The 25,371-nt window shown below is 59.7% G+C and carries 28 protein-coding genes, 3 tRNA genes and 1 pseudogene; 22 read left to right on the forward strand and 10 right to left on the reverse strand.

Annotated features, from left to right (window positions below; translation table 11 throughout):
- Positions 1 to 25: 25 nt before the first annotated feature.
- Entirely contained in the window at positions 26 to 661 is a 636-nt protein-coding gene (locus tag QLG03_RS11800) for a riboflavin synthase (RefSeq protein WP_023289947.1), read from the reverse strand.
- Between the two features lie 229 nt (positions 662 to 890).
- On the opposite strand from QLG03_RS11800, the gene mdtK reads away from it, so the two are divergent.
- A complete protein-coding gene (mdtK, locus tag QLG03_RS11805) occupies positions 891 to 2,264 on the forward strand; it encodes an MdtK family multidrug efflux MATE transporter (RefSeq protein WP_023289948.1) in 1,374 nt (457 codons plus the stop codon).
- A gap of 177 nt (positions 2,265 to 2,441) precedes the next feature.
- On the forward strand, positions 2,442 to 2,792 hold the full coding sequence (gene asr / locus QLG03_RS11810) for an acid resistance repetitive basic protein Asr (protein WP_085551040.1): 351 nt from the start codon (positions 2,442 to 2,444) through the stop codon (positions 2,790 to 2,792).
- 140 nt (positions 2,793 to 2,932) lie between these two features.
- Here the strand turns inward: asr and QLG03_RS11815 are convergent, their stop codons facing one another.
- Positions 2,933 to 3,511, reverse strand: coding sequence for a TIGR00730 family Rossman fold protein (locus tag QLG03_RS11815; protein ID WP_049013570.1), 579 nt, complete (start codon positions 3,509 to 3,511; stop codon positions 2,933 to 2,935).
- A gap of 253 nt (positions 3,512 to 3,764) precedes the next feature.
- On the opposite strand from QLG03_RS11815, the gene QLG03_RS11820 reads away from it, so the two are divergent.
- The 3 genes from QLG03_RS11820 to QLG03_RS11830 all read left to right on the forward strand — a co-directional run bounded on the left by QLG03_RS11820 (position 3,765) and on the right by QLG03_RS11830 (position 4,003).
- Positions 3,765 to 3,841 (forward strand) — tRNA-Val (locus QLG03_RS11820).
- A gap of 4 nt (positions 3,842 to 3,845) precedes the next feature.
- Positions 3,846 to 3,922, forward strand: a tRNA-Val gene (locus tag QLG03_RS11825).
- Between the two features lie 4 nt (positions 3,923 to 3,926).
- Positions 3,927 to 4,003 (forward strand) — tRNA-Val (locus QLG03_RS11830).
- Between the two features lie 121 nt (positions 4,004 to 4,124).
- Here QLG03_RS11830 and QLG03_RS11835 read toward each other — a convergent pair.
- A complete protein-coding gene (locus tag QLG03_RS11835) occupies positions 4,125 to 4,877 on the reverse strand; it encodes an SDR family oxidoreductase (protein ID WP_255987751.1) in 753 nt (250 codons plus the stop codon).
- 98 nt (positions 4,878 to 4,975) lie between these two features.
- Here QLG03_RS11835 and QLG03_RS11840 point away from each other — a divergent pair, with 98 nt between their 5' ends.
- On the forward strand, positions 4,976 to 5,902 hold the full coding sequence (locus tag QLG03_RS11840) for an AraC family transcriptional regulator (protein WP_274578558.1): 927 nt from the start codon (positions 4,976 to 4,978) through the stop codon (positions 5,900 to 5,902).
- Here QLG03_RS11840 and QLG03_RS11845 read toward each other — a convergent pair.
- Positions 5,899 to 6,783 (reverse strand): LysR substrate-binding domain-containing protein, encoded by an 885-nt coding sequence (locus QLG03_RS11845; protein ID WP_274578559.1) that lies wholly within the window; start codon positions 6,781 to 6,783, stop codon positions 5,899 to 5,901. The genes QLG03_RS11840 and QLG03_RS11845 overlap by 4 nt on opposite strands.
- Positions 6,784 to 6,939: 156 nt before the next feature.
- On the opposite strand from QLG03_RS11845, the gene QLG03_RS11850 reads away from it, so the two are divergent.
- Together QLG03_RS11850 and QLG03_RS11855 are read left to right on the forward strand one after the other, a co-directional pair.
- Positions 6,940 to 7,455, forward strand: a complete 516-nt coding sequence (locus tag QLG03_RS11850) for a hypothetical protein (RefSeq protein ID WP_107112235.1) — start codon at positions 6,940 to 6,942, stop codon at positions 7,453 to 7,455.
- 7 nt (positions 7,456 to 7,462) lie between these two features.
- The gene (locus QLG03_RS11855; protein ID WP_117136082.1) at positions 7,463 to 8,299 is read left to right on the forward strand and encodes an MBL fold metallo-hydrolase; all 837 of its coding nucleotides are present in this window, start codon (positions 7,463 to 7,465) and stop codon (positions 8,297 to 8,299) included.
- An 87-nt stretch (positions 8,300 to 8,386) separates the two neighbouring features.
- Here the strand turns inward: QLG03_RS11855 and QLG03_RS11860 are convergent, their stop codons facing one another.
- Entirely contained in the window at positions 8,387 to 8,536 is a 150-nt protein-coding gene (locus tag QLG03_RS11860) for a hypothetical protein (protein WP_023289961.1), read from the reverse strand.
- 401 nt (positions 8,537 to 8,937) lie between these two features.
- On the opposite strand from QLG03_RS11860, the gene QLG03_RS11865 reads away from it, so the two are divergent.
- The 4 genes from QLG03_RS11865 (at position 8,938) to QLG03_RS11880 (ending at position 11,597) form a co-directional block, all read left to right on the forward strand.
- Positions 8,938 to 9,372 (forward strand): winged helix-turn-helix domain-containing protein, encoded by a 435-nt coding sequence (locus tag QLG03_RS11865; protein ID WP_023289962.1) that lies wholly within the window; start codon positions 8,938 to 8,940, stop codon positions 9,370 to 9,372.
- Positions 9,373 to 9,417: 45 nt separating this feature from the next.
- The gene (locus QLG03_RS11870; protein ID WP_023289963.1) at positions 9,418 to 10,134 is read left to right on the forward strand and encodes a hypothetical protein; all 717 of its coding nucleotides are present in this window, start codon (positions 9,418 to 9,420) and stop codon (positions 10,132 to 10,134) included.
- A gap of 84 nt (positions 10,135 to 10,218) precedes the next feature.
- A complete protein-coding gene (locus QLG03_RS11875; protein WP_004202908.1) occupies positions 10,219 to 10,428 on the forward strand; it encodes a YdgH/BhsA/McbA-like domain containing protein in 210 nt (69 codons plus the stop codon).
- 152 nt (positions 10,429 to 10,580) lie between these two features.
- Positions 10,581 to 11,597, forward strand: coding sequence for an NAD(P)-dependent alcohol dehydrogenase (locus QLG03_RS11880; RefSeq protein WP_255987758.1), 1,017 nt, complete (start codon positions 10,581 to 10,583; stop codon positions 11,595 to 11,597).
- Positions 11,598 to 11,644: 47 nt separating this feature from the next.
- On the opposite strand, the gene QLG03_RS11885 is transcribed toward QLG03_RS11880, so the two are convergent.
- Positions 11,645 to 12,280 (reverse strand): carbonic anhydrase, encoded by a 636-nt coding sequence (locus QLG03_RS11885; protein WP_023289965.1) that lies wholly within the window; start codon positions 12,278 to 12,280, stop codon positions 11,645 to 11,647.
- Between the two features lie 249 nt (positions 12,281 to 12,529).
- Between QLG03_RS11885 and QLG03_RS11890 the strand changes: the two genes are divergently transcribed.
- Positions 12,530 to 13,159, forward strand: a complete 630-nt coding sequence (locus QLG03_RS11890) for a LysE family transporter (RefSeq protein ID WP_048297657.1) — start codon at positions 12,530 to 12,532, stop codon at positions 13,157 to 13,159.
- Positions 13,160 to 13,162: 3 nt separating this feature from the next.
- Here the strand turns inward: QLG03_RS11890 and QLG03_RS11895 are convergent, their stop codons facing one another.
- Positions 13,163 to 13,933 (reverse strand): DeoR/GlpR family DNA-binding transcription regulator, encoded by a 771-nt coding sequence (locus QLG03_RS11895; protein WP_023289967.1) that lies wholly within the window; start codon positions 13,931 to 13,933, stop codon positions 13,163 to 13,165.
- Positions 13,934 to 14,023: 90 nt separating this feature from the next.
- On the opposite strand from QLG03_RS11895, the gene QLG03_RS11900 reads away from it, so the two are divergent.
- The 9 genes from QLG03_RS11900 (at position 14,024) to QLG03_RS11940 (ending at position 22,574) form a co-directional block, all read left to right on the forward strand.
- The gene (locus tag QLG03_RS11900; RefSeq protein WP_255987762.1) at positions 14,024 to 14,407 is read left to right on the forward strand and encodes a VOC family protein; all 384 of its coding nucleotides are present in this window, start codon (positions 14,024 to 14,026) and stop codon (positions 14,405 to 14,407) included.
- A 31-nt stretch (positions 14,408 to 14,438) separates the two neighbouring features.
- On the forward strand, positions 14,439 to 15,122 hold the full coding sequence (locus QLG03_RS11905) for a CatA-like O-acetyltransferase, family 1 (protein ID WP_178944817.1): 684 nt from the start codon (positions 14,439 to 14,441) through the stop codon (positions 15,120 to 15,122).
- A 344-nt stretch (positions 15,123 to 15,466) separates the two neighbouring features.
- The gene (locus tag QLG03_RS11910; protein WP_255987766.1) at positions 15,467 to 17,170 is read left to right on the forward strand and encodes an ABC transporter substrate-binding protein; all 1,704 of its coding nucleotides are present in this window, start codon (positions 15,467 to 15,469) and stop codon (positions 17,168 to 17,170) included.
- Between the two features lie 44 nt (positions 17,171 to 17,214).
- Complete coding sequence (locus tag QLG03_RS11915; RefSeq protein ID WP_008804589.1) at positions 17,215 to 18,174, forward strand: ABC transporter permease; 960 nt, start codon at positions 17,215 to 17,217, stop codon at positions 18,172 to 18,174.
- Entirely contained in the window at positions 18,171 to 19,121 is a 951-nt protein-coding gene (gene opp4C, locus QLG03_RS11920) for an oligopeptide ABC transporter permease (RefSeq protein WP_074186628.1), read from the forward strand. The genes QLG03_RS11915 and opp4C overlap by 4 nt, the downstream gene beginning before the upstream one ends.
- A complete protein-coding gene (locus tag QLG03_RS11925) occupies positions 19,118 to 20,098 on the forward strand; it encodes an ABC transporter ATP-binding protein (protein WP_243806436.1) in 981 nt (326 codons plus the stop codon). Before opp4C ends, QLG03_RS11925 begins: the two co-directional genes overlap by 4 nt.
- On the forward strand, positions 20,095 to 21,066 hold the full coding sequence (locus tag QLG03_RS11930) for an oligopeptide/dipeptide ABC transporter ATP-binding protein (RefSeq protein WP_255987771.1): 972 nt from the start codon (positions 20,095 to 20,097) through the stop codon (positions 21,064 to 21,066). The genes QLG03_RS11925 and QLG03_RS11930 overlap by 4 nt, the downstream gene beginning before the upstream one ends.
- 368 nt (positions 21,067 to 21,434) lie before the next feature.
- On the forward strand, positions 21,435 to 21,968 hold the full coding sequence (locus QLG03_RS11935; protein WP_023289974.1) for an anti-virulence regulator CigR family protein: 534 nt from the start codon (positions 21,435 to 21,437) through the stop codon (positions 21,966 to 21,968).
- A 117-nt stretch (positions 21,969 to 22,085) separates the two neighbouring features.
- Positions 22,086 to 22,574 carry a DinB family protein gene (locus tag QLG03_RS11940; protein ID WP_255987773.1) on the forward strand — a complete coding sequence of 163 codons (489 nt, stop codon included), beginning with the start codon at positions 22,086 to 22,088 and terminating at the stop codon, positions 22,572 to 22,574.
- An 8-nt stretch (positions 22,575 to 22,582) separates the two neighbouring features.
- On the opposite strand, the gene QLG03_RS25310 is transcribed toward QLG03_RS11940, so the two are convergent.
- The 3 genes and pseudogenes from QLG03_RS25310 to QLG03_RS11955 form a co-directional block, all read right to left on the reverse strand.
- The gene (locus QLG03_RS25310; protein ID WP_306054320.1) at positions 22,583 to 23,386 is read right to left on the reverse strand and encodes a LuxR C-terminal-related transcriptional regulator; all 804 of its coding nucleotides are present in this window, start codon (positions 23,384 to 23,386) and stop codon (positions 22,583 to 22,585) included.
- A 156-nt stretch (positions 23,387 to 23,542) separates the two neighbouring features.
- Positions 23,543 to 23,656: pseudogene (locus QLG03_RS11950) on the reverse strand (LuxR family transcriptional regulator); the annotation flags it as partial.
- 159 nt (positions 23,657 to 23,815) lie between these two features.
- Entirely contained in the window at positions 23,816 to 25,348 is a 1,533-nt protein-coding gene (locus QLG03_RS11955; protein WP_255987775.1) for an MFS transporter, read from the reverse strand.
- Positions 25,349 to 25,371 lie beyond the last annotated feature (23 nt).

Here is a 25,371-nt window from a genome sequence, read left to right on the forward strand (position 1 = left end):
CCGCTCACCGGCGGGGGAGTGTTTGTCAGGCTTCACTGACCTTAGCCGCGACCTCTTTCGCCGCCAGCACGCGTTCAACCGTATCGACAACCGCCTGGGTTTGCGGGTCGATCTCGATATTGACGCGGTCGCCCAGCTTCTTCGCCCCCAGCGTGGTCCGCTGCAGCGTCTCCGGAATAAGATGCACGCAGAATCGGGTTGCCGTCACCTCGCCTACCGTCAGGCTGATGCCATCGATACCGATGAATCCTTTATAAAGGATATATTTCATCAGCGTCGGATCCTGTACTTTAAACCAGATCTGACGGTTATTTTCGGAAGTAAGGATCTTCACGATTTCCGCCGTGGTCATAATATGGCCGGACATCAAATGCCCGCCGATTTCATCACTGAATTTCGCCGCCCGTTCGACATTGACTTCATCCCCGACCTGAATATCGCCGAGGTTGGTAATCCGCAGCGTCTCTTTCATCAGATCGAAGCTGATGCGCGCGCCGTTGATGTCGGTCACCGTCAGGCAGCAGCCGTTGTTGGCTACCGATGCCCCGGTTTCGAGCCCCTCCAGCATATGCGCCGGCAGCTCCACCACGTGGGTGCGAAAATTGGGTTTATCATCAATGGAGACCACTTTCGCGGTTCCCTGAACAATACCAGTAAACATGTTTGGCTCCTGTTGAAAATCATGACGGTATCATTACCGTTTTCGCTATCGGGAACAATAACAGGAGGGCTGAGCGGTTGCCAGCGCGCTTCGTGCCTCGACTCTTTTTTCACTGGCTTAATGGCTAATCCTCGCTACAATAGACTGGAATTTCCTCATTTTTATCCCCTTGCTGCCAGTTACGGCGGCTTTTTTAGTCTCAAAAAAACAACAATACAAAGGTGTTCACGTGCAGAAGTATTTCATTGAAGCGCGTCAGTTATTAGCTCTGGCTATACCCGTCATTCTTGCGCAAGTGGCGCAGACGGCGATGGGTTTTGTCGATACCGTGATGGCGGGCGGCTACAGCGCTACCGATATGGCCGCGGTGGCCATCGGGACCTCCATCTGGCTACCGGCCATTCTCTTCGGCCACGGGCTGCTGCTGGCGCTGACCCCGGTGGTGGCGCAGCTCAATGGCTCCGGGCGGCGGGAGCGTATCGCGCCGCAGGTGCGTCAGGGCTTCTGGCTGGCGGGGCTGGTCTCGGTGCTGATCATGATCGTGCTGTGGAATGCCGGGTATATCATCAGCTCCATGCACAACATCGATCCGCTGCTGGCGGAGAAAGCGGTTGGCTATCTGCGCGCGCTGCTGTGGGGAGCGCCGGGCTACCTGTTCTTCCAGGTCGCCCGTAACCAGTGTGAAGGGCTGGCGAAAACCAAGCCCGGGATGGTCATGGGCTTTATCGGTTTACTGGTCAACATTCCGGTGAACTACATTTTTATCTATGGCCATTTTGGCATGCCGGAGCTGGGCGGCGTCGGCTGCGGCGTGGCGACGGCCTCCGTTTACTGGGTGATGTTCGCCAGCATGCTGTGGTGGGTGCGCCGGGCGCGTTCGATGCGCGATATCCGCTGCGCCGAGGGCTTCAGCGGCCCCGATTTCGCCGTTCTGCTGCGGTTGGTGCAGCTGGGGCTGCCCATCGCCCTGGCGCTGTTCTTCGAAGTGACCCTGTTTGCCGTCGTCGCGCTGCTGGTCTCTCCGCTCGGGATCATTGACGTCGCCGGCCACCAGATTGCGCTGAACTTCAGCTCGCTGATGTTCGTTCTGCCGCTGTCGCTGGCGGCCGCGGTCACCATTCGCGTCGGCTTCCGCCTCGGCCAGGGCTCAACGATCGATGCCCAGGTTTCCGCCCGCACGGGCGTGGGCGTGGGCGTCTGTCTGGCGGTGTTTACCGCTATCTTTACCGTGCTGATGCGTAAGCAGATTGCCCTGCTGTATAACGATAACCCTGAGGTGGTGATGCTGGCCTCGCATCTGATGCTGCTGGCGGCGGTCTACCAGATCTCCGACTCCATTCAGGTGATCGGCAGCGGTATCCTGCGTGGCTATAAAGATACGCGGTCTATCTTTTTTATCACCTTTACCGCGTACTGGGTGCTGGGTTTGCCCAGCGGCTACCTGCTGGCGCTGACCGACGTGATTGTCCCCCGCATGGGGCCCGCCGGCTTCTGGTGCGGATTTATCATCGGCCTGACCTCCGCCGCCATTATGATGATGCTGCGGATGCGTTTTCTGCAGCGCCAGCCCTCCAGCACTATCTTACAGCGCGCCGCGCGCTAACCCTGCCAAAGCCCGCCACCCCGGCGGGCTTTTTCTTTCTTCAGTTTTGTTCCGGCGTTGTACATTTCGTTACTCCCCGACACCAAAGACTCACTGATGAGCGCCCCGGAGATGCATATAGTGTGGCCAACAGCCCCGCAGTGGGGTTACTCAGGAAACCAATTCGAGGATTTCAGCATGAAAAAAGTATTAGCTCTGGTTGTTGCCGCTGCTATGGGTCTGTCATCTGTTGCTTTCGCCGCCGATGCCGCGACCACCACCCCGGCTGCCGCAGCCAGCCACACCACCGTTCATCACAAGAAACACCATAAAGCGGCGGCGAAACCGGCAGCCGAACAGAAAGCCCAGGCAGCGAAGAAACACCATAAAGCCGCAGCGAAACCGGCGGTCGCGCAGAAAGCCCAGGCAGCGAAGAAGCACCACAAAGCCGCAGCGAAACCGGCTGTAGCGCAGAAAGCCCAGGCGGCGAAGAAGCACCACAAAGCGGCGCACCACGCAGCCAAACCGGCGGTACAACCGGCGGCATAACGGTCAGAGCGTTAAGGTGATAAACCGGCGCTGAATAGCGCCGGTTTTTTTTCAGGAGGACATCATGCTGCAACGTTATCGCTTCGAATTGCTGTTGGTTCTGCTCATCGTCTGCGCGCTGTTTACCCTTCGCTTGATGTTTAAATAGCGGGCTGCTGAACCCATTTACGCGCCGGCGGCGTATAGTCGCGAAAACCGGCGATAATCTCCTCTGCCGAGGCAGCAAACGGCAGCATCTCCGCGTAGCGCGGGTGCATAAACCCTTCCCGCACCATGTTATTGACCATCGCCTGCAGCGGATCGTAATACCCTTTAATATTCAGAAATGCGCACGGCTTTTCATGGATGCCCAGCTGCGCCCAGGTCCACTGTTCGAAAATTTCTTCCAGCGTCCCCGCTCCGCCCGGCAGAGCAATAAAGCCGTCGGCCAGCGCCGCCATTTTGGTTTTCCGTTCGTGCATATCCTCAACCACATGCAGCTCCGTCAACCCGCGATGGGCAATTTCCCGCTCCACCAGGCCGCGCGGCATCACGCCAATCACCACGCCCCCGGCCTCAAGCGCCGCATCGGCAACCGCCCCCATCAAGCCAACTTTGCCGCCGCCATAGACAACAGCCAGGCCCTGCTGCGCCAGCGTGTGGCCAACCCGTCGGGCAGTGTCGAGATACAGCGGATGTTCGCCAGCTGAAGAACCGCAGAAAATACCTATCGATTTCATCTTCGTTATTACTCCTCTCTTCTGGTGGGCGATAATTTAACACAACGGCAACCTTTGTGCGCAGGTTGAGACCCGCGGAGAAAAGAGAGGCGAGGCGCCTGCTGGCGAAGAAATATCCTTGTGGTTCAGTAAAATATCGCCGGAATGGGTAAAAGATCCGCAATCGCAAGCAATGTACAAGAAAAGTGACGTTTACCTCTTGCCACATCCCCTGCCTGCCGCTAATATGCGTCCCCGTTGTCACCACAACATTGCGTTCGTAGCTCAGTTGGTTAGAGCACCACCTTGACATGGTGGGGGTCGTTGGTTCGAGTCCAATCGAACGCACCATTATGCGTTTATAGCTCAGTTGGTTAGAGCACCACCTTGACATGGTGGGGGTCGTTGGTTCGAGTCCAATTAAACGCACCATAATGCGTCTGTAGCTCAGTTGGTTAGAGCACCACCTTGACATGGTGGGGGTCGATGGTTCGAGTCCATTCAGACGCACCAATCTTGTTTCTTATCATTCCCTCTCAACATTACCCTGCAGCATCTTGACCGGAAAACGCACGCCTTCTGCGCTTCCCGCCTGAACGTTATCGAACCCTGCCAACGACAAAGCTAAAGCCGATTATTCGCGACTCCGACTGGCCTGCGCCATCGCCAGGGCATCATCCCCTGCCGGCAGCCGCGAAGGGGCATCAGGATCGTTCACCATTCGCCAGACGGCCTGAGCCACATCGACAGCCCGCGTCACGCTGGCGTTTTCCTGGATGCTGTCGAGGATCTGCTGGCCGAGCGCCGCATAGCTCTCCGGGAGCTGGCCCATCGTTCCACGCGCGTTTTCCCCGAAGCGGGTTTGGGGATCGCGTCCCGGCAGGATCACCCCGACGCGAATATTGAAGGGCCGCAGCTCCAGCGCCAGGGACGCCGTGAAGGCGTTCACCGCCGCCTTACTCGCGGTATAGACCGCCAGCAGGGGCATCGGCTGTAGGGTGACCGCCGAGGTGATATTCACGATCGTCCCGCTACGGCGCGCTCTGAACCGGGGAAGTACCGCCTGGGTCATGGCGATAGTCCCAAGAGTATTGGTGGCAAACAGGTTCGCTATCGCCTCGTGCGACGCCCCCTCCAGGGCGTTGAGCATCCCCACTCCGGCGTTATTGACCAGAACGTCAATCTCTCCGGCCTCGGCAATCGCCTCGGCGATACTCTGCGCTGAGGTGACGTCAAGGCGCACCAGCCGCAGACGGTCGCTGGCTGGCAATAGATCCTCTCGCAGAACCCGCATCGTGGCGATAACCTTCCAGCCCTGTTCAAGAAAATAACGCGCCGTCTCCAGGCCAAAACCCGATGAACAGCCGGTGATCATAATCGTTTGCATCTCTCTGTCTCCGATTGGCTTCTTCCTTTTCATCATAGACAGCCCGCTCCGGACGATATAGGGTCAATAATCCATCATTCTTTAGCAGGAGTCCGGAAATGAGCGACCCGCTGGCGGAAATCATTGCGATGCTAAATCTCAGAGCGGTGCTGACCAAAACCATTGAGGGGGCGGGAGAATGGCGCGTCATTCGCTCGGACCAGGGCATGTCGTTCTATGGCGTGGTGCTGGAAGGAGGCTGTCGGCTGGAAATAGACCAGCATCCGCCGCAGACCCTGCGCGCCGGGGATTTTATGCTGATCCCGGCGGCGTACCGCTTCGCGCTTACCAGCCTGACCCCGCCGCCTTCACCGGCGCTGGAGACCACCCCGGTGAAACTGGCGGAGGAACACTTTCGCCTGGGAGCCCTCGACCAGCCGGCGGAGATTCTGGCGCTGATTGGCCACTGCGCTGCCGATTCGGATAACGCCAGCCTGCTGACCTCGCTGCTGCCCGCCCTGGTGGTGGTTCGCGACCAGCCGCGGCTGGCCACCTTTGTCGGACTGCTGAAAGAGGAAGCCCAGGCGGATCGCGCAGGTAAATCTTTCGTTCTGGCGCGGATGGTTGAGCTGCTGTTTATCGAGGCCATCCGCTCCTGCGAAACACTCGCCACCCCAGGCCTGGTGCGCGGCCTGAGCGACCCGCGGATCGCCCAGGCAATCCGTCTGCTGCATGAGGCCCCCGCCAGACGCTGGACCGTCAACGCCCTGGCCGCCGACTGCGCGCTGTCTCGCTCGACGTTATTTGAACGCTTTACCGGCCTGACCGGAATGACCCCGATGGGCTATCTGTTGAGCTGGCGCATGACCCTGGCGATGCGGTGGCTGGGAGAGCCGGGCATCAGCATGGCGGATATCGCCGAGCGCCTCGGCTATGGCTCGGCCAGCGCGTTCAGCGTGGCTTTTACCCGCTATGCCGGGACATCGCCGGGCAAATATGCCCGCCAGCGGGCGGCGCAGCGTACGCCCGGGAACGCCTTAAGCTAACCTGCCGCAATCGTCGTCTGCAGCCAGCGCTCAAACGCCTGCAGCGCAGGCTCCCCCTCGCCGCCGCCGGGTTTGATCAGGCAGAAGCGCTTGGCCAGCGTCGGGGAGCCCGGCCACGGGGCGACCAGCGTCCCGTTACGCAGCTCGCTCTCCACATACATCTTCGGCACCAGGGCCACGCCCTGCTGGCTGAGTACCGCAGCGATCGCCATCTCATGCAGATCATAGCGCGGCCCCTGCGCCGGGTTATCCAGCGCCAGACCACACTCCCGGGCATAGTGCAGCCAGGCATCCGGATTTTGCCGCCGATGAATGCGCGGCAGCCGGTTCAGCAGCCCCGGGAGATCGTTATCCGTCAGCAGCGCAGCATGACAGACCGGCAGCAGATACTCCGCAAACAAAAACGTCACATCCATTCCGGTCCACGCCGGGTGATCAAAATGGATAGCCGCATCAAATCCGCTGCCCGGCAGAATGAAGGGGTCGCTGCGAGCGGCGATATTGACCACGATATGCGGATGCTGCGCCGTGAACTGCCCGAGGCGGGGGATGAGCCAGCGGCTGGCGAAGGTGGGGAGCACGGCGATCTCCAGACTGCGGCCATCGGCCGGCATCCCGCTGACGTCGAGGGTTTCCCGCTCCAGCCTGCTGAGGATCTCGCGGACCTGTCTGGCATAGCGGGCGCCTGCCGGATTGAGCCGTACCCGGCTCCCGATTCTGTCGAATAGTTTGCTGTCGAGGAGCGCTTCCAGACGGCCGATCTGCCGGCTGATGGCCCCTTCCGTTAATGCGAGCTCCGCCGCCGCGCGGGCAAAGTTGCCGTGGCGGGCGGCGGCCTCAAAGGCCAGTAGCGCAGCGCTGCTGGGAATTTTACGACGCATAGCCAATGCTCCTTGTGCGGGCTGACTGAAAGTCAGTGACAGAATATCACTGAGTCTTGAATAAACATCGTTTTTCAGCGCCATTTTCGCCAGATAGGATGAAGTAAATTCACTGAAGCGCCTTATGCGCTCAATCATCTGTCTCTCGAGGTCACTATGCTCTATGTCGTCGAATGCGCCTACACCGACCCGCAAAGCGAAGCGGCGTGGAATACCTTTTACAATCTGGAAAAATTACCGGCGCTGGTCTCGGTGCCCGGTTTTCATGCCTCCCAGCGCTTCTGCGCGCTCAGCGAGGGCTGCCCTCGCTACCTGGCGCTACACGATATCCGCGATGCCGCCGTCATCGACAGCGACGCCTATCGCCGCAACGGCGGCGGTCATTTTGCCCGCTGGCAATCGGCGATCGCCGACTGGCATCGCCACCTCTATCTCACAACTAACGCGCTGCGGGAGGTTGCTCCGGACGAGGTGCTGCTGCTGAGCGATACCGCGGAAGCCCTGCCCGTCGCTGCGCCGGTCGTCCTGCAGCCCGGCGGTCTGGCCACCCGGCATGCCCGCTATGCCGCCATCGTCCCGCGTGACGACCTGCATCCCCACGCCGCCACGGCCGCCGTCTTTGTCTATCAGCCCATTACCGCCCGGTTGCGTCACCCGGCGGAGCAAGCGTGAGGTCAACATGACACCAGCTCCCTTTTATTCCCTGACAGCAGGCGACCTGACGATAAGCGCCATCAGTGATGGCCAGATGACGGCGCCGCTGACGTTACTGGCGGGGATTGCCCCTGAAGAGGCGGCGCGTCTGCAGCGCCAGGCCGGGGTAATCTCGCCGGAGATCATTGAGATCGGCGCTTACCTTATCCGCGGACGCGGGCACACGGTGCTGGTGGATACCGGCACCGGCGGGGCCAACGGCGTCGGCGGCGCGCTTATCGCCAATCTGGCGCTGCTCGGCGTCCGCCCTGAGGACATTGACACCATCCTCCTCACCCACGCGCACCCGGACCATATCGGCGGCCTGCTGACCGCCGCCGGTACACCGGCTTATCCCAACGCCACGGTGTTCCTGCCCTCGCGGGAAAGCGCTTACTGGCTGGCGCCGTCGACACTGGACAACGCCAGCGAGCGTGGACAACGCAACGTGCTGCTCGTCCGGCGCGTAATGGCGATCTGCGCGACGCAAATTCGTGCTATCGATGAAAATGAGCGGATCGCCGGGATCCGACCATGTCCCCTGCCCGGCCATACGCCGGGGCATACCGGATATCGCCTCGAGGCGGGCGGAACGTCGCTGCTGATCTGGGGGGATATCGTCCACTTTCCCTCGATCCAGAGCGCCCGGCCAGAGGCATCGGTGGCCTTTGACGTCGATCCTGACCAGGCGCGGCGTACACGGGAAAGTCTCCTGCGCCAGGCCGCCAACGAGCGGTGGCTCGTCGGCGGTATGCATCTTGGCCTGCCGGGATTCGCCAGCGTGGAGAATACCGCCTCAGGCTACTGCCTGCGCCCGGTGTGACCTTCACGCAGAACACCGATCACAGCAAAACCCCGGTCGTGGCATTAACGCAACCGGGGCGTGGTGTCCGGGGAAGTGGATTAGCCGTTAACCGCGGCGCTTCCAGCCTTTTTTACTTTTGCAGCTGGCGGTGGTGGCGACCCAGGGGTGACGCAGCTGGGTCAACTGAAGATCCTGAGAGGCCGGGCTGGCGGCCCAGCGTTTGTTGCACAGAGGCTTACGAGTTGCAATGACCATAAAAACGCTCCTGAAAAGTAATGAACAGTTCCCTGGGTAATTCCATAAGTTCAGAATCAGCTTATCATCACTTAAACGTTGTTATTTCAATCTTTGTTTTGCTATGTAAATGGTGATTGCCACCTGAAAGGCATAAAATTGATCTAGATCAATGTAAATGCAATTTTTTGTTTCCACCACCTATATTTTCAACCGCTTAACTTCGCACACCTCTTGATTAAGACTTTTCCTATACCACATAATCCAACAGAAGTGAGCGATTTTATCAGATTTTTATTCTAGTTATGTATGTGAATGTGGTTAATTGTTTTGATTATTCTAGCTCATAAAATTCACTTGGTCAGACCGCCACAGGCGGGTACTCTGCACCGGCAATACGGGGATTTGTCAGGGAGTGGTGGATGACTACAGGCTATAAACTACTTGGCTATAAGTTAGCGGATAATATTTTCTACTGCCTGCATCATCGGGAAATTATCGCGTTACGTGGGACGCGAACGCAAGTTCAGCTGCGCAGCACCATGGCGTGTTTATTGGAATATTTGCTGGCGCATGGCAGAGAACGTCTGGTCAGTGATGAAGAGTTAATGATTAACGTCTGGGAGAAAAATAATCTCCGTCCGTCCGCGCAGCGATTATGGCAGGTCATTCAGACCTTAAAATCTCGCTTAAACCAGGCGGGGGTCGAAAGCGTGTTAATTATCCGCGTTAAGTGCGCAGGGTATTATATTAATCCTGCTTGTGTAGCCGAAATTTATTCCTTCAAACCGCCGGGCATGATGAATTATATAAACACCTCGCCTGCTGATATGAATAAACTTCTGGTTCGCAGCTAATCTCCTTCCCGCGCCGTTTAGATCGCTTGTAACAGGGTTTATTCTTTGAATATTTTAATTCACAGCAATAATATTTATTTTAATATCGGCCTCGCCCAGTGTTTCAGAGATATTCAGGAAACCTTGCCCGGTCTGAACATTATTCATTCACTGCCGCTCAGCCATCTGCCCGATCCGGCCGGGCTGGATGTGATTATTTTAGCGCTGGAAAACTATCACGATTATCAGGCCGCTGCTGAATTAGCCCAGCGCTATCCCGGCCTGGTGGTCGGATTTACCTCCGCCAACAACGTCAAACGCGGACGCGCCTTTTACGCGGATACCCTCCTGTGGGTCAGCCAGCGGGAAAGCGTTCAGGAGATCCGCCGCCTTCTGCTCCGTCTGGCAGATCGCAGCCGCCCTTTCGCGCCGCGCCATCAGCGTCAGAGTCGCTCCTCCCGGCTGCGAGCCCCACTCAATGACCTGGAGATGCAGATGATCCGTGGCGTGGTCGGCGGACAGTCGACTAATCAGATGGCAGACACGCTGGGCGTCAATCGCAAGCGGGTTTACAACGGACTGGAGCGGATCAAAAGTAATTTTCGCCTCGTCAGCCATACCCATTTTCATCATTTTATGACCGCGGAGGCCACGTTTAGCCGCCTCTGCGCCGATCTGAGTTGCTATAGACCAGGGGTACGGCCAGCCCGGCAACGACGTGCTGCATCGCGACCGGCCGAAAATCATTCATATTATTTGAATGAGTTTCGCAAATTGTTTTGATTTAAACCGCCAGGCGTTGCGCGTATTCTTTATCACATCAGGGCGACAAGCCCTATATCAGACACCAGATTAAGGAATATGACCATGAAATCCATCAAAACTTTCGTTGCTGTTGCTGCACTGTCGCTGTTCTCTTCCGTCAGCTTCGCCCAGAGCGTCAGCGCCACCGCTTCCACCCTGGACCGTGCGGAAGCCAAAATCGCCGCCCAGGCCGCTGAGCAGGGTGCGTCCTATAAAATCACCAGCGCCCAGTTTAATAATCGCGTCCATATGACGGCTGAGCTGAGCAAATAATCTCTTCCCTCTTTCGCGATTAAAAAAGCGCCGTCAAAAACGGCGCTTTTTTTTCGCCTCTTTCTCCGGGCAGTGATTTCCTGACCGCCGCACTGTGGCGTTCAGCCGATGACGGGCCAATACTTAGCGCATCCCCTGGAAAAGAGAGCCCCATGATGAAAGCCTGGATCGTCAACAAACCCGGTTCGCTGGATAATCTGCAGCTTGTCGATCTTGCCGACCCCGGCGCGCCGGCGGCAGGCGAGATCCGCGTAGCGCTACACGCCACCTCCCTGAACTATCACGATTTGCTGGTAGCGACGGGGGTGATTCCCACTGCCGATCGGCGGATCCTGATGGCGGACGGCGCGGGGGTGGTCGAAGCGGTTGGCGCCGGGGTCAGCGAGTTTCAGCCAGGCGACCGGGTGGTCGCTGGCTTTTTCCCGCAGTGGCTGGATGGCCGTCCGGGCCCGCAGGTGAAGGACTTCAGCCAGACGCCGGGCGACGGCGCCGAGGGGTTCGCCTGCCAGTATGTGGTCAGACCGGCCAGTCATTTTACCCATGCGCCTGACGGATGGAGCTTCAGGGAGGCGGCGACGATCACCACCTCCGGCCTCACCGCCTGGCGCGCGCTGGTGGTGGAGGGGCGGCTAAAAGCGGGCGATACGATGCTGACGCTCGGCACCGGCGGCGTGTCGATAACCGCCCTGCAGCTGGCGAAAAGCATGGGCGCGCAGGTCATCGTCACCTCCTCATCCGATGAAAAGCTCGCCCGCGCGCGCGCCCTGGGGGCTGACCATCTCATCAATTACCGCACCACCCCGGCCTGGGGCGCTACGGTGCAGGACATTACCGGTCATCGCGGGGCCGATATTATCCTGGAGCTCGGCGGACCGGGCACCCTGGGCCAGTCGTTCGAGGCCGTCAGTGTTGGCGGACACATCGCGCTGATCGGCGTCCTGACTGGCTTCGAAGGTCATGTGCCCACCCATCTGCTGATGAGTAAACAGGCCCGACTGCAGGGGCTGGTGGTGGGTCATCGCCGGCAACAACAGGACTACGTCAACGCGCTGAACCTGCAGGCGTCGCGGCCGGTCATCGATAAAGTGTTTGATTTTGCGGCCTTACCAAACGCCTTCCGCTATCTGCAAAGCGGCGCCCATTTCGGCAAAATTTGCGTGGAGTGGTAGTGGTGAGGAGATGAGATGAACAGGGCCTCCATGCCCTGGGAACGGCTTTATTCGAAAAAGACGTCCGGATTTTCTGACAGCGAAACAAAGGATTTGGTGTTTTTATCCAGCGCCTGAATCTCGCCGCTTTCAATGTCATAGAACCAGCCGTGCAGGCGCAGGGTCTGGTCGCGCAGACCGACCGCCACCGACGGATGGGTTTTGATGTTGTTCAGCTGAGCGATGACGTTTTCCTGCACCATGCCGTTGACCTTATCGGTTTCGCTGGCCCAGGTTTTCTTTTCCACCACCGCTTTCGCAGCATCAGCGTAGCGCAGCCAGTGAGACACCGCCGGCATCGGCTCCAGGCACTGGCAGGTGGCGATCGCTTTCATCGCCCCGCAGTTAGAGTGGCCGCAGATCACGATATCCGTCACGCCCAGCGCAACCACGGCATACTCGATGGTCGCGGATACACCGCCCGGCTCCGGCCCGAAAGACGGCACGATATTCCCGGCATTACGAATAACAAAGAGCTGTCCCGGCTCCTGCTGGGTAACCAGTTCCGGCACCAGACGGCTGTCAGAGCAGGAGATGAAAAGCGCTTTGGGATTCTGGCTGGAGGCCAGGCTGCGGAAGAGCTCTTTACGCTGGGGGAAGATCTCTTTCTGGAAGTTGAGGAAGCCCTCAATGATATGTTGCATAGCAGTGTCTCTTCTCTGTAGTTATTACGGTATGACAAAGATCACAGTTATTCAGTTTACCATCGCTGACAGGAATGGGAATCGTTATTCAAACAGTTGCGCAGAAAACGCGCGCCGCGGATGCCCGTTCAGCCTCGCCTTTTCCACTAGGTTTTCACGTGCTTTCCTGAGCCAGTTTGTTACTCTGTTTGCTCGTACCGTCCCCACGTTGCCGACCGCCTGCCGGCGGCGGACATACCAGGAGTTGCTATGTTCTTATCCAGCCTGATGGCCCTTGCCGCGGTGCTGATCATGGGGGTGATCAGTCCCGGCCCGAGCTTTATTTTTGTCGCGCGCAATGCGGTCGCCCGCTCGCGCCTGCACGGTCTGGTGACCGCCCTGGGCACCGGCGCCGGCGCCGCCATTTTTTCTATTATGGCGATGCTGGGCCTGCAGAAGGTGCTCACCGCGGTGCCGGAGCTGTTTATTGGCTTGAAAGTAGCGGGCGGGCTCTACCTGCTATGGTTGGGCTATAAGATTTTCCGCGGTTCGGCGCAGCCGATGGATTTTTCCGCCAGCGGCATGGACGGCAACCGTTCGTTGCTGAAGACTTTCCGCGACGGGCTGTATACTCAGTTGAGCAATCCCAAAACCGCGCTGGTGTTTGCCTCGATTTTTACCGCCGTGCTGCCGGCGCAGATCCCCACCGCATTCTATTACATCGTGCCGCTGATGAGTTTCCTGATCGACGTCAGCTGGTATTCGCTGGTGGCGCTGGTACTCTCCGCTGATCGTCCGCGTCGGGTCTACCTGCGGCTGAAGCGGCGAATCGATATCGCCACCGCGACGGTGCTGGGGGCGCTGGGACTGCGGCTTATCACCACCTCCCTCACCCGCTAGCGGCTACACGGTATGGATGCGAATATCGTGTTGCTGAAAGGCAACGCGATATTCGCGACTGATGTTCTCCTCCACCACCAGCACATCGATATCGCTGCTCGTGGCCACCACGAATCGCGCCACCGCCGGAATTTTATCCGAGGTCAGGCCGATGATAATTTCGCTGCACTGCTTAATCACCGCTTTCTTAAACTCGCAGTCGGCATAGTCAAAGCCGGTCAGGCCCGACTCTGGCGCCATGGCGCAGCCGCCGATAAACCCCTGGTCGAATAACATCCCCTGCACCTGAGCCACCGCCGCGGCCCCAACGCAGCCCCCGCTCGCCCGCTGCACCTGGCCGCCGAGCATCACCACCTCGTAGAGCGGCTTTTTCACCAGTACCGCGGCGATCTCCGGAGAGTTCGTTACCACAGTCAGCGCCAGCTCGGCGGGCAGCGCCTCGGCCATCGCCAGATTGGTGGTGCCGGTATCAATGAAAAGGATGCCGCCGGGTTTCACCAGCCGGGCGCACTGCTGCGCGATCCTGAGTTTTGTTGCTCGGTTTTTATCTTTCCGTTCACTGTAATCTCCCGCTTCCGGCAGGCTCAACACCGCCCCGCCGTAGACTTTTTTACAGACGCCTTCGCGGCTAAGCTCATGCAGATCGCGGCGGATGGTGTGCTCAGACACCTGAAGACGCGCCGCCAACTCCGCACACACCACCCTGCCGTTTTCCTGCAGGATCTGGCAAATCAGCGCTTGTCGCTGTTGAGGAAAAGCAGCATAATCGAGCAAAGAAACTCCTTAAATCATCATAAACGAGCAACAGCAAGCATAATCGTCTGCCCTGCCGTGATTGTCAATGTTCCTGCCCGGAGGTTTACCATGAAAATTGCCCATTTCGCCCTGTGGACCCAACGGCTTGAGGCTCAGGCCCGCTTCTGGGTCGAGTTCTTTGCCGCCAGCATCAATGAAAAATACCTCAGCCAGACCAATCCCGGCTTTGCCTCCTATTTTGTCACCATCGACGACGAGGTGGTGATCGAGCTAATGACCAAGCCTGACCTGCAGCAGGCCAGCGCCGATAATAACCATACCGGCTGGGCGCACCTGGCCCTCTCGGTGGGCGGCGCAGAACAGGTCGATGCCCTTGCCCAGCGCGCCGGCGCGGCGGGAATACTGGTTTCACCGCCGCGCACCACCGGCGACGGCTATTATGAGGCGGTGATCGCCGATCCCGATGGCAACCTGATTGAAATCGTCGCATAGTCAGCAGACCGCCAGCCATAAGGAGGCATCCATGGCACATTACCGGATCATCGACACCGCGGCCTGGCCCCGCCGGGACCATTTCACCTTTTACCGACAATTTGCCAACCCCAGCTTTAATCTCTGCGTTCCGATAGAGGCGCAGCGCCTGTACGAATGTGCGAAGGACCGTCGGGTCTCGTTTTTTCAGCTCGCGCTCTATGCCCTGCTGCGCGCGGCCAACGGGGTCCCGCAGCTCCGACAGCGCATGCGCAATGGCGAGGTGATTGAATATGACAGTCTGGCGGTCATGACGCCGGTGATGACCGTCGAGGAGGGCTTCCGCCAGGTATGGTGCGACAACGCCCCCGAGTTCACCACCTTCAGCGCCGCGGCAACGCCAAAGATCGTCGCGGCAAGGGAGACATCCCCTGCGCCGCTCATCGTCGATGGCGAACATTTTATCTGCGCCAGCTGTCTGCCGTGGCTCCACTTCACCTCGATGACCCATGCGGAATACGCGGTGGGCGCCGCGGTTCCGGCGCTCACCTGGGGGAAACTGCAGAACGGCGTGATCCCGGTGGCCGGGCGATTTAACCATGCCTTCGTCGACGGTCTCCACGCCAGCCGCTTTTATGCCCTCATCGAAGAGGGGTTTCGCGACCCCGAGCGGCTCTGGCAGCCGCTAACCGCAACCGCCCCCTCACTGCTTCCCCCTGCGGCGAGGGAGCGTTAATGTCTACCCGGAACTGACCGTCACGGTGCCTTACGCCTTACACGGCGGTCGGTACGGGTCCACTCTCATCGTTCTCGCCCAGCCGGCGAATACCGCGCAGGTGTGACGCCTGTTCAGAACCTCGCGATGGAAAGGCTGGGTCGCGGACAGCATGCTGGCCCACTCTCATCGGGCAGCGGAAACCACTGCTTCATAGCCAAAGAATGGGATTATATTGCCGAACCTTTGCTAAGGATAATTGGTTATAAATCATAGCGTTTCAGTGTTAGACAGGGCGAAGTGCGCCTCTTATCTTTCGTCATGAATTGTAAATCACCACGCAATCACTTGATGAGGTAGCACTTTTGTCCAGATTACAACAAGGATTAAAAACCAGAAAAACCCGCTTTGCCCTGGCGCTAAAAGTGGCCCTGCTCGGCGGCGTGGTAGCATTTTCTTCTGCCGTCTTTGCTGAGGGTCTTCTGAAAGAAGGCATCACCCCGGCCGCCGACGCCAGTCAGATCCCGGCCAGCGCTAAGCTGCGCAAGGACACGGTAGTGGCCGGGATCGCCGAGCCGCAGGGGATCTTCAACCCCTACTTTTTCGTCAACGGCTGGGATGAAAACGTCACTAACGTCATTTTTTCACGCCTGATCGACTGGGACAGCCAGGGCAAGCTGGTCCCGGGGCTGGCGGAGAGCTGGACGGTCAGCCCGGACAATAAAGTCTATACCATCAAATTGCGCCCTGGCCTGACCTTCAGCGACGGTTCACCGCTGACGGCGGAAGATGTCGCCTTTACCCTGACGGTCCTGCTCGACCCCAAATATGATGGCGATACCGACATCACTCTGGCCAATATCGCCGGCGGCGCAGAATACAAAGCCGGCAAGGCTGACCGCGTCAGCGGTCTGAAGGTCATCGACCCGCTCACCCTGCAGGTGACCACCACCCAGCCAGGCGCCACCACGCTGGCCAAAATTGGCGGGCCGGTGTTGTCGAAAGCCTGGTACGGCAAAGGATATCAGCGGGGAAATCTCGACTATCTGCGCTCACTGCACGGCAAGCCGCTGGGCAACGGCCCTTACGTGTACGATACCTATATTCCCGGTCAGGAAATTCGCTTCCATGCCAATAGCCACTTTTACCGTGGGACGCCGCCAACGCCGCGCTTTATCTATCGCGTAACCAATCCGTCGACCAACTTCCAGCTGTTCCAGACCGGGGAGACCGACTACGACGCCTTTACCTCACGTCCTGACGATATCGAACAGCTGAAGATGCTCGGCTTCGCCAACATTAACCTTTACGGCTCCAGCGACTACAGCCAGGTGGAATTCAACGTTCATCGCCCGGCGCTGCAGGATAAGCGGGTGCGCCAGGCGCTGATTTACGGCCTGGACCGGCAAAAGCTGATCGACGTGGTCTATCAAGGGTACGGCAAAGTCGCCATCGAGCCGATCGCTCCTATCTCCTGGGCCTTTAACGCAGAAGGCGTCAGTCCTTACCCTTACGATCCGGCGCAGGCGAAAAAGCTGCTGGATGAGGCCGGCTGGAAAGCTGGCGCCGACGGTATCCGCGTCAAAGAGGGCCAGCGTCTGGAGCTGACCCTGCTGGTGAGCAAGAAGGTGCTCAACGATGCGTTGATCCCCATCGCCAAAGAGAACTGGCGGCAGATCGGCGTGCTGCTTAAGCCGCAGGTGGTGGATTTCAACGCCCTGATGGCGCAGCGCAAAGCCGGAAATTACGATCTGGCCTCGTTCAGCACCAGCACCCTCAACGACCCGCACGACGGGGTATGGGATTTCTACAGCAGCGAAGCGAAAGCGTCCGGCTACCACAACGCGGAGGTCGATAAGCTGATTAACGCCGGCAACGCGGTGCTCGACATCGAACAGCGCAAGCCGATCTATCACCAGCTGTACAAAGTGCTGGCCGACGATCCGCCGGTGATCCTGCTCGGCTATCGCAATATTCTTTCCGCCAGCAGCGCCCGCGTCACCGGCTTTAAACCGGATATCTACAACGGCCTGACCGGCAGCCTGCCGGATGTGAAAATCGTCAAGTAAATCCCCTGGCCGCCGGGTTAACCGGCGGCTGATGCGAGATCGTCATGAAAAATTTCATCCTGAGGCGCCTGCTGCAAACGCTGCCGATGCTGCTGCTGGCCTCGTTCATTATTTTTATGCTGTTTGCCAAAACCCCCGGCGACTTTATCGATGGCAATATCACCCTGACCGCCGCCCGCGCCGCGGAGCTGAAGGCGATCTATGGCCTCGACCAGCCGCTGTTCACCCGCTATCTCCACTGGCTGGGACAGCTGCTGCGCGGCGATTTAGGCTTTTCGCTGCAGTATCAGATCCCGGTCAGCCAGCTGCTCAACCAGTACATCTGGAACTCTTTTCTGCTGGCCAGCGTCGCGCTGGTCTTTTACTGGGGCATTGGCCTGGCGGTCGGCGTGGTGTCAGCCCTGCGACCCGGCTCCTGGTTTGATCATCTGGTGAGCGTCGCGGTGTTTGCCGCCATGTCGTTCCCCACCTTTTTCCTCTGCCTGCTGCTGATTAAATGGTTTGCCGTCGATCTCCACTGGCTGCCGGTAGGCGGGATGACCAATACCGGCAGCGACGAGAGCGGCTGGCAGTATGTGCTGCAGGTGGCGGCCCACCTGGCGCTGCCGGTGCTGGCGCTGGTGATGCTGCAGGCGGGCAGCCTGACGCGCTATGTGCGCGCCAGTATGCTCGACGTGGTGAAAATGGATTTTATCCGTACCGCCCGCGCCAAGGGGTTGCAGGAGCGCACGGTGATCCTCAAACATGCGCTGCGCAACGCCCTGCTGCCGATCATCACCCTGCTGGGCTTCGAGCTGCCGGGGCTGTTCTCCGGGGCGATCATTACCGAAAAGGTATTCAACTGGCCGGGGGCGGGCCACATCCATATCGACTCGCTGGCCGCCCGCGACTATCCGGTGCTGATGGGGTTCACCCTGTTTCTGGCGGTGCTGACGATCGTCGGTAATTTGCTCGCCGACGTGCTGTACGCCTGGGCCGATCCGCGTATTCGGGTGAGGTCATGATGATCCTGTCTTACTTTGCTTCCCGTCGTCGCCAGCGGCAGGCGGCTATCCCGGCGCTGGCGCACATTACCCCCTCTCCCTGGCGCCAGGGGTGGCGACAGCTGCGCCGTAACCGGCTGGCCATGTTCTGCCTGATCCTGCTGGCGGTCATGGCGGTGTGGTGCGCGCTGGGGCCCGTCTGGTCGCCGTGGAAAGAGGATGCCACCGACGCCCTGAGCATCAACCAACCGCCCGGTGCCGAACACTGGCTGGGGACCGATTTCCTCGGCCGCGATGTTTACACCCGCCTGCTGCTGGCCGGGCGCATCTCGCTGATTATCGGTCTGCTGACCATGGTGATGTCGGTGTTCCTGGGCTATCTGCTCGGCGCTCTCTCGGGGTATGTCGGCGGGTTAACCGACAGAGTGATCATGCGCGTGGCCGACCTGGTGATGACCATCCCCGGATTGCCGCTGTTGATCGTCGCCGGGGCGATGCTTTCCGAGCTCGATTTTTCTCCGGACTCGCGCATCTATCTGGTGGTGGTGATGCTCAGCCTGCTGGAGTGGCCCCGACTGGCGCGGCTGGTGCGCGGACAATGTCTCTCCCTGCGCGAACGCGATTTTATGCTGGCCACCCAGGTGCTGGGCCTGTCGGCGCGTCGCCGGCTGTTTGGCCACCTGCTGCCGAATACCATTCCGATTCTGGTGGTGATGGCGACCATGGCTGTCGCCAACGCCATCCTCAGCGAATCCGCGCTGAGCTATCTCGGCCTCGGCGTGGTGCCGCCGACGCCGTCGTGGGGCAATATGATGGACGCCGCCAATAGCCTGATCGATTTCCAGCGCCGTCCCTGGCTGTGGATGCCGCCAGGGATCGCCATCTTTATCACCGTGATCGCCATTAACGTGCTGGGCGATGGCCTGCGCGACGCCATGGATCCCAATATGAAACCGAGGCTGAAATGAGCATACCGTTAGTCTCCTTTAATCATCTCTCCGTCTCTTTCGCTGGCGAACGCCATCGCGTGCGCGCGGTGCAGGACGTCTCTTTCACGATTCAGGCCGGGCAAACCGTTGGCGTGGTGGGCGAGTCCGGCTGCGGCAAAAGCGTCACCGCGATGGCGCTGATGGGCCTCCTGCCGCCGCAGGCCGCGCGCATCGACGGCGGCGAGATCCGTTTCGCGGACCGCGATCTGCTGCGGCTAAAAGCCAGACAGATGGCCGACCTGCGCGGCCACCAGCTGGCAATGATCTTTCAGGAACCGATGTCGGCCCTGAACCCGGTGTTGACCATCGGAGAGCAGCTGTGCGAACCAGCGATCCGCCACCTCGGCGCCACGCCGAAAGCCGCCTGGCAGCAGGCTACCCGGCTGCTCAGCGAGGTCGGCCTGGCGCGCGGCGACAGCCTGATGGTCAGCTATCCCCACCAGCTTTCCGGCGGCATGCTGCAGCGGGTGATGATCGCCATGGCGCTGAGCTGTCAGCCCAAACTGCTGATTGCCGACGAACCCACCACCGCGCTCGACGTGACCGTGCAGGCGCAGATCCTGCGCCTGCTGCGGGACCGGGCGCGGGCCAGCCAGATGGCGATGATGCTGATTACCCACGACCTGGGGGTGATCGCGCAGATGGCCGAGCAGGTAGTGGTGATGTATGCCGGACGGATTGTGGAACAGGGCGCCACCGCGGAGGTGTTACGCCATCCGCAGCACCCTTACACGCGTGGGCTCATCGCCTCCCGCCCGGTGCCGGGCGAGCGGCGTCGGCGGCTGTACTCGATTCCCGGGCAGGTGCCGGACCTGGCCGCCCTGCCGACGGGCTGCGCCTTTGCCGGGCGCTGCGAGCGGGCGACACCGCGCTGCCGGGAGGCGATTCCGCCGCTGCTCGGCGAGCGCCAGCGGGCCGCCTGCTTTTACAGCGAATTTGCGGAGGCGACAGCATGAGCGAACGCTATGTTATTGAAGTGGATGGATTGAAAAAATATTTTCCGCTGCGCGACGGCCTGTTTGGCCAACAGACCGGCGAGCTTCGCGCGGTGGACGGCGTCAGCTTTAACATCCGTCCGGGCACCATTTTTGGCCTGGTGGGCGAGTCCGGCAGCGGGAAAACCACCGTCGGCCGAACCCTGCTTGGCCTGTACGAGAAGAGCGCCGGCAGCGTGAAATTTCACGGTCAGGAGCTGGCCGACCTGACCGCGCCAGCCCTGCGCGCCATTCGGCCGAGGATGCAGCTGGTATTTCAGGATCCCTACAGCTCGCTGAACCCGCGGCTGCGCATTGGCGAGGCGATAGGCGAAGCTATGCTGCAGCACAAGCTTTGCGCCCGCGATGAGCTGTATGACCGGGTGATCGACGTGATGAAGATCTGCGGCCTGGCGCCGGAACACTACGCCCGCTTCCCGCATCAGTTTTCCGGCGGCCAGCGCCAGCGGATCGGTATTGCCCGGGCGCTGATCCTCAACCCGGATTTTATCGTCGCCGATGAGCCCATCTCGGCCCTCGATGTGTCCATTCAGGCGCAGATCATCAATTTGTTTTCCGACCTGCGCGACGACCGCGGCGTCACGTTTCTGTTTATCTCCCACGACCTCGGGGTGGTGGAGCATCTATGTGACGATGTGGCGGTGATGTATCTCGGGCAACTGGTGGAAAGCGCCAGCCGCGATGCGCTGTTCAGCCGCCCCCTCCACCCCTACACCCGCGCGCTTCTGGCCGCGGTGCCGACCCTCGACCCGCACAGCGAACCGCAGGCGCTGGTGCAAGGCGAGATCCCGGATCCGGTCAATCCTCCCGCCGGCTGCCGTTTTTCATCCCGTTGCCCGCAGGTCGGCGAGCGGTGCCGCAGAGAAGCGCCGGCGCTGCGCGAGGTGGCCCCTGGCCATCGGGTCGCCTGCCATTGGATCGCGTGCTGAGCGCGGTCGGCGGGGGTAATTTATTTCTAAACAAGCGGCCGATTGTGCGCAGCGGCGCCAGGATTTACTATCCGCTCCGTCTTGTGAGACGCGTTATGAATGAAGCGTAATATTTTTATTCATTTTTGCCCGATGGCTTCGGGCATTTTTTTGCGACACGCCCGGGAGCGATCCTGCCGGCGACACATTTAGCGGGGCGCGGTCGCCCGTCTGTCAAAACGCAGCAATGGAACTGCTCGTCCGCGCCCCGCTATCCCTTTGTGACCTTCCCGTGAAAGCCCGGCAAAAAATAAGACTATATGAGATTGCCTGGGGCATAGCTTTATCTTATTTTTTATGCGTGTACTCCACATTAAGGAATCAAGATCATGCTTAAGCGTCGCACTATTAAAACAGCACTGGCGGCGGTTATTTCTCTCGCCGTCATGGCGGCTCCGGCCTATGCCAACCCGGGTAACGGCAATGGCAATGGCGGCGGCGGTGGTAATCACGGGAACAGTGGTAACCATGGCAATAGCGGCAATCATGGTAACAGCGGTAACAGCGGCGACCATGGCAATAAAGGACAAAATAAAGGTCAGTCCAATGACGATCATGGCAACCGCAAAAACTACGGCAAGCCCGACCACGTCGACAGCGATATTAGCTTCTCACGGGCGCGCTCCCTTGCGGTGAACTACGGTCTGGTCGGCTATCAGGCGCTGCCTCCGGGTATCGCCAAAAATGTCGCCCGCGGCAAACCGTTACCTCCGGGTATCGCGAAAAAGACCCTGCCCGCTTCTATGATTAACGACCTGCCCTATTATCCGGGCTATGAATGGCGCGCGGTCGGCGATGACCTGGTGCTGGTCGCCCTGAGCACCGCCATCGTTACCGCCGTGATTAACGGTGTGTTTGACTAAATCACCTGCTGATTAAAAAGCCTCGCCCCGGCGAGGCTTTTTTGTGCCTGGCGCGGGAGAGTGACAACTCGCAGGCATCATCGCTAAGATAATGGCTCAACCAACCCGGGACCGACAATGGACAAAGACGCGGTAGTGACGCTGTTGAAATACAAGCGCTGGATTGACCTTGCCACCTTGCAGGCGATCCGCGCGATAGACGGTACAGTACATGGCGAAAAGCGTCACCTGAGCCTCAGGCTAATGAACCATATCCATGTCGTTGACATGATTTTCCGGGCGAATCTGCGCGGCAAGACGCACGGTTACACCGCGCTGAATACCCCCGGGACGCCAACCGTTGATGAGCTGGAAACGGCCATGACCGCCTGTACGGACGAATACATTCAGTACGTCAGCGCCATGACGCCCGCCGATTTCCACGAACGTATCGCCTTCAAATTTGTCGACAGCGGCGACGGCAATATGACCGCGATGGAGATGCTGAATCACATGCTCTTTCACGGCGCCTATCACCGCGGCGCGGTGGGCTGGATGATTGGCGAATGCGGCGGCGTGCCGCCGAAAGAGGTGCTGACCGTTTTCCTGCGCGACCATCATTCCTGAGCAAGCTGTCAGCCGTGGATCGCGCGGATGATCAGCAACAGTTCTGCCTGATTACGGGTGTGGGTTTTCCGGTACAGGGCGCTGAGGTGGGTTCTGATGGTGGCGATAGATACGCCCAGATGTAAGGCGCACTCATCCGGCGTCATGCCCCGCACCAGCAGCTCCGCCACTGCGTTCTCGGCAGGCTTGACGTTAAACAGCTCCATCACGGCGCTGCCGGTGAGAAACGGCTCGGGAATAATCACGCAGGCCACCCCGGCAAGGCGGGCCGCCGGGATCACCAGGATCGGTTTCGGCTGGCGGCCGGCGGTATAGCACAGCCCTGCCCTTGGCGGCTCTGCCGTTCGGGTGGCCTGCTCGATAGCCCGTTTCAGTTTTTTGCTGTCGGTATTAAGGCACAGCGTATCGCCCCCGCTGTACCAGGAGAGGCGGGCGTTGGCGCGCAGGTAGCGTTCGGCATGCGCGCTGGCGTAGAGAATGTTACCGCTATGATCCACCAGCCATACCGGGTAGATCCCATTGTCCATCACCGCGCTCTGGTATTTTATGGTGTCCCGCAGCTGTTCAAACCGGGCGTGTAGCTGGCAGGCAGTTTTTAGCGCCGGGATCAAGCGCCTGAACAGCTCAAACTGCGCCGGCTGCGGATAAGCTGCCGTATTGGCCGTCATCAGTGACAGATAGGTGGCATAGCCATTGAGGGTGCACAGCTTGACGCTGGTAAGATTATTCAGATCGTTGGGGTGATGAAACTCATTGTAATAGACGCTGCCGGCAATAAACTTATCGCCTAAATACTCGCGGTCCCGGTACATCTGCCCGACCGGTAACGCAGTCAGTATTTTTTCGGCGGGATCGATGGCCAGAAACACGTCGCGATAGGCGGTGAAAACCTTCTCCTCCAGCAGGAGTGAATCGGTCAACAGGTGCGCGTTGCCTTTATCGTAGAACAGAAATGCCGCGTACTGATGGCCGGTGAGGAACGCCAGTTTCTGCAGCGCCGATTTCCACAAATCAGGATCCAGGGTGGCCATCAGCACCGTTTCAAGGATCTCGATGTAAATCAGTTCCGGATCGCTCGCCATACCGCCACCTGTGAGTCACTGTTTCCGCTGCCGGAGCGGCGCATGTGGCCGCCCTAATCAGCATAGTTCCGCCAGCGAAACAATGACAGTCCCGGTTCGCTGAGCAGACCGGGAAAGGCGATTGCCGGGAGCGTGACGCCAATGCACCGTCATGGGGGTTCAGGATCCGCTGTGGCGGGTCTGGATAGCGCCCCCCTTGCGGCATAGCGTTCGCCAGACCATCAGGGCGCACAGCAGGGTGACGACCGCCAGCCCGCTAAACAGTACCGTATAAGCAGTGTCATAGCTCTCGCGCAGCGCCCGAAGGGAAAAGTCAGGCAAAAGCGCAGCCGCCTGCGGCATATTACCAGCCCCCAGCCAGCCTGCGGCGCGGTGAATCACCTCGGGCGCATACCCGTGAACGCGACTCTGCAGAGTCAGGTTATTGCTTGCCGTTAATACCGCGGTGACGACCGCTAGGGCGATCCCCTCGCCGGCAACGCGAACGGTGTTGAACAGGCCTGCCGCCATACCGGCTTTGGCGACCGGCACTGCGGATATCGCCAGGCCATCCATCAATCCCCAGGGAAGCGCCGCCCCCGCCCCGCACAGGATCAGCGCCAGCACCAGCTGCGGGAGGTGGTGGCTGTGAAAAGCATCGCCCAGCAACAGCAACCCGACGGAGGCAATCATCAGCCCCCCCGTGGCCACCTGCCCCGGTGAAAACCAGCGGGTGAGCAGGGCCGCAACGGATGGGAAAATCAGCATCGGCGCGGTCAGCGCCATCAGATACAGCGCGCTCTGCGACTCACTCATCCCCTCTCCGCCCATAAAATGCAGTGGAACAATAATCAGCAGGACAACGTAGCAACAGCAGGTGGCGACAGGCAGCAACAGTACGCCGACAAAACGCGGATGGCGCAGCAGGGAGAGTTCCAGCACCGGGTTGTTCACTCTTCGGCAGCGCACGGCAAACGCAACGAACAGCCCCCCCGATACGATGAACAAGGCCAGCGTGGTCAGCGATAAAAAACCGCGGGCCGGAATGACCATCAGCGAGGCAGTGAACAGCATCAGGGCCAGCGTAAACAGGGTTAAGCCGAGATTGTCGGGTGTCCGCGGCTCGCTTTTTTCTGCCGCGGGCAGATACGCCAGACCGATAAGCAGAACCATCGCCGAGAGCAGCGCAAACAGGGCGTATACGCCGCGCCAGCCCACCGCGTCGGTCATGAAGCCGATCAGCAGCGGACCGAACGCCAGGCCGGCGCCGAACACCGTGCCCAGGATGCTGAATGCCCGCGTCCGCTGAGCGCCGTCATACAACTGGGCCAGCGCCGCACTGCCGCTGGCTAAAATCATCGCCGCGGCCAGACCTTGCAGAGCCCTCAGCGCGCCTGACAGGAAGAGATCGTCCGTCAGGCAAAACAGCAGACTGCTCAGGCAAAACAGCGCGGCGCCGGCGAGAAAGATGCGTTTTCTGTCAATGGCATCCGCCGTCACGCCAGCGGCCAGCAAAAAGCTGCCGAAGGTCAGCATAAAGCCATTGGTCAGCCACGACAGCGCAGCGGGAGAGCCGCCCAGCGACTGCTGTATCGCCGGGGTGGTCATGACGCCGCCGGTAAAACTTAACGGCAGCAGCATGGCCGCCATAAAGACAGAAAGCGCGGCCAGGGCGCTGGCGGATCGGGAATGTGTTCTGGCGGTGAGTAACATCAGGCGGCCCTCATCAGTCGGCA

The sequence above is a fragment of the Klebsiella sp. V115_8 genome, assembly GCF_029967715.1.
Classification (GTDB): Bacteria; Pseudomonadota; Gammaproteobacteria; order Enterobacterales; family Enterobacteriaceae; genus Klebsiella; species Klebsiella quasipneumoniae.

Coding starts and splice junctions, on each gene's coding strand:
- QLG03_RS11885 (WP_023289965.1), bottom strand. CDS start 12,280: ATGCAACATATCATTGAGGGCTTCCTCAACTTCCAGAAAGAGATCTTC.
- QLG03_RS11915 (WP_008804589.1), top strand. CDS start 17,215: ATGAAAAATTTCATCCTGAGGCGCCTGCTGCAAACGCTGCCGATGCTG.
- QLG03_RS11925 (WP_243806436.1), top strand. CDS start 19,118: ATGAGCATACCGTTAGTCTCCTTTAATCATCTCTCCGTCTCTTTCGCT.
- QLG03_RS11890 (WP_048297657.1), top strand. CDS start 12,530: ATGTTCTTATCCAGCCTGATGGCCCTTGCCGCGGTGCTGATCATGGGG.
- QLG03_RS11955 (WP_255987775.1), bottom strand. CDS start 25,348: ATGTTACTCACCGCCAGAACACATTCCCGATCCGCCAGCGCCCTGGCC.
- QLG03_RS11800 (WP_023289947.1), bottom strand. CDS start 661: ATGTTTACTGGTATTGTTCAGGGAACCGCGAAAGTGGTCTCCATTGAT.
- QLG03_RS11900 (WP_255987762.1), top strand. CDS start 14,024: ATGAAAATTGCCCATTTCGCCCTGTGGACCCAACGGCTTGAGGCTCAG.
- QLG03_RS25310 (WP_306054320.1), bottom strand. CDS start 23,386: ATGTACCGGGACCGCGAGTATTTAGGCGATAAGTTTATTGCCGGCAGC.
- QLG03_RS11880 (WP_255987758.1), top strand. CDS start 10,581: ATGATGAAAGCCTGGATCGTCAACAAACCCGGTTCGCTGGATAATCTG.
- QLG03_RS11845 (WP_274578559.1), bottom strand. CDS start 6,783: ATGCGTCGTAAAATTCCCAGCAGCGCTGCGCTACTGGCCTTTGAGGCC.
- QLG03_RS11840 (WP_274578558.1), top strand. CDS start 4,976: ATGAGCGACCCGCTGGCGGAAATCATTGCGATGCTAAATCTCAGAGCG.
- QLG03_RS11835 (WP_255987751.1), bottom strand. CDS start 4,877: ATGCAAACGATTATGATCACCGGCTGTTCATCGGGTTTTGGCCTGGAG.
- QLG03_RS11905 (WP_178944817.1), top strand. CDS start 14,439: ATGGCACATTACCGGATCATCGACACCGCGGCCTGGCCCCGCCGGGAC.
- QLG03_RS11940 (WP_255987773.1), top strand. CDS start 22,086: ATGGACAAAGACGCGGTAGTGACGCTGTTGAAATACAAGCGCTGGATT.
- opp4C (WP_074186628.1), top strand. CDS start 18,171: ATGATGATCCTGTCTTACTTTGCTTCCCGTCGTCGCCAGCGGCAGGCG.
- QLG03_RS11855 (WP_117136082.1), top strand. CDS start 7,463: ATGACACCAGCTCCCTTTTATTCCCTGACAGCAGGCGACCTGACGATA.
- QLG03_RS11850 (WP_107112235.1), top strand. CDS start 6,940: ATGCTCTATGTCGTCGAATGCGCCTACACCGACCCGCAAAGCGAAGCG.
- QLG03_RS11865 (WP_023289962.1), top strand. CDS start 8,938: ATGACTACAGGCTATAAACTACTTGGCTATAAGTTAGCGGATAATATT.
- QLG03_RS11935 (WP_023289974.1), top strand. CDS start 21,435: ATGCTTAAGCGTCGCACTATTAAAACAGCACTGGCGGCGGTTATTTCT.
- QLG03_RS11860 (WP_023289961.1), bottom strand. CDS start 8,536: ATGGTCATTGCAACTCGTAAGCCTCTGTGCAACAAACGCTGGGCCGCC.
- QLG03_RS11875 (WP_004202908.1), top strand. CDS start 10,219: ATGAAATCCATCAAAACTTTCGTTGCTGTTGCTGCACTGTCGCTGTTC.
- asr (WP_085551040.1), top strand. CDS start 2,442: ATGAAAAAAGTATTAGCTCTGGTTGTTGCCGCTGCTATGGGTCTGTCA.
- QLG03_RS11815 (WP_049013570.1), bottom strand. CDS start 3,511: ATGAAATCGATAGGTATTTTCTGCGGTTCTTCAGCTGGCGAACATCCG.
- QLG03_RS11930 (WP_255987771.1), top strand. CDS start 20,095: ATGAGCGAACGCTATGTTATTGAAGTGGATGGATTGAAAAAATATTTT.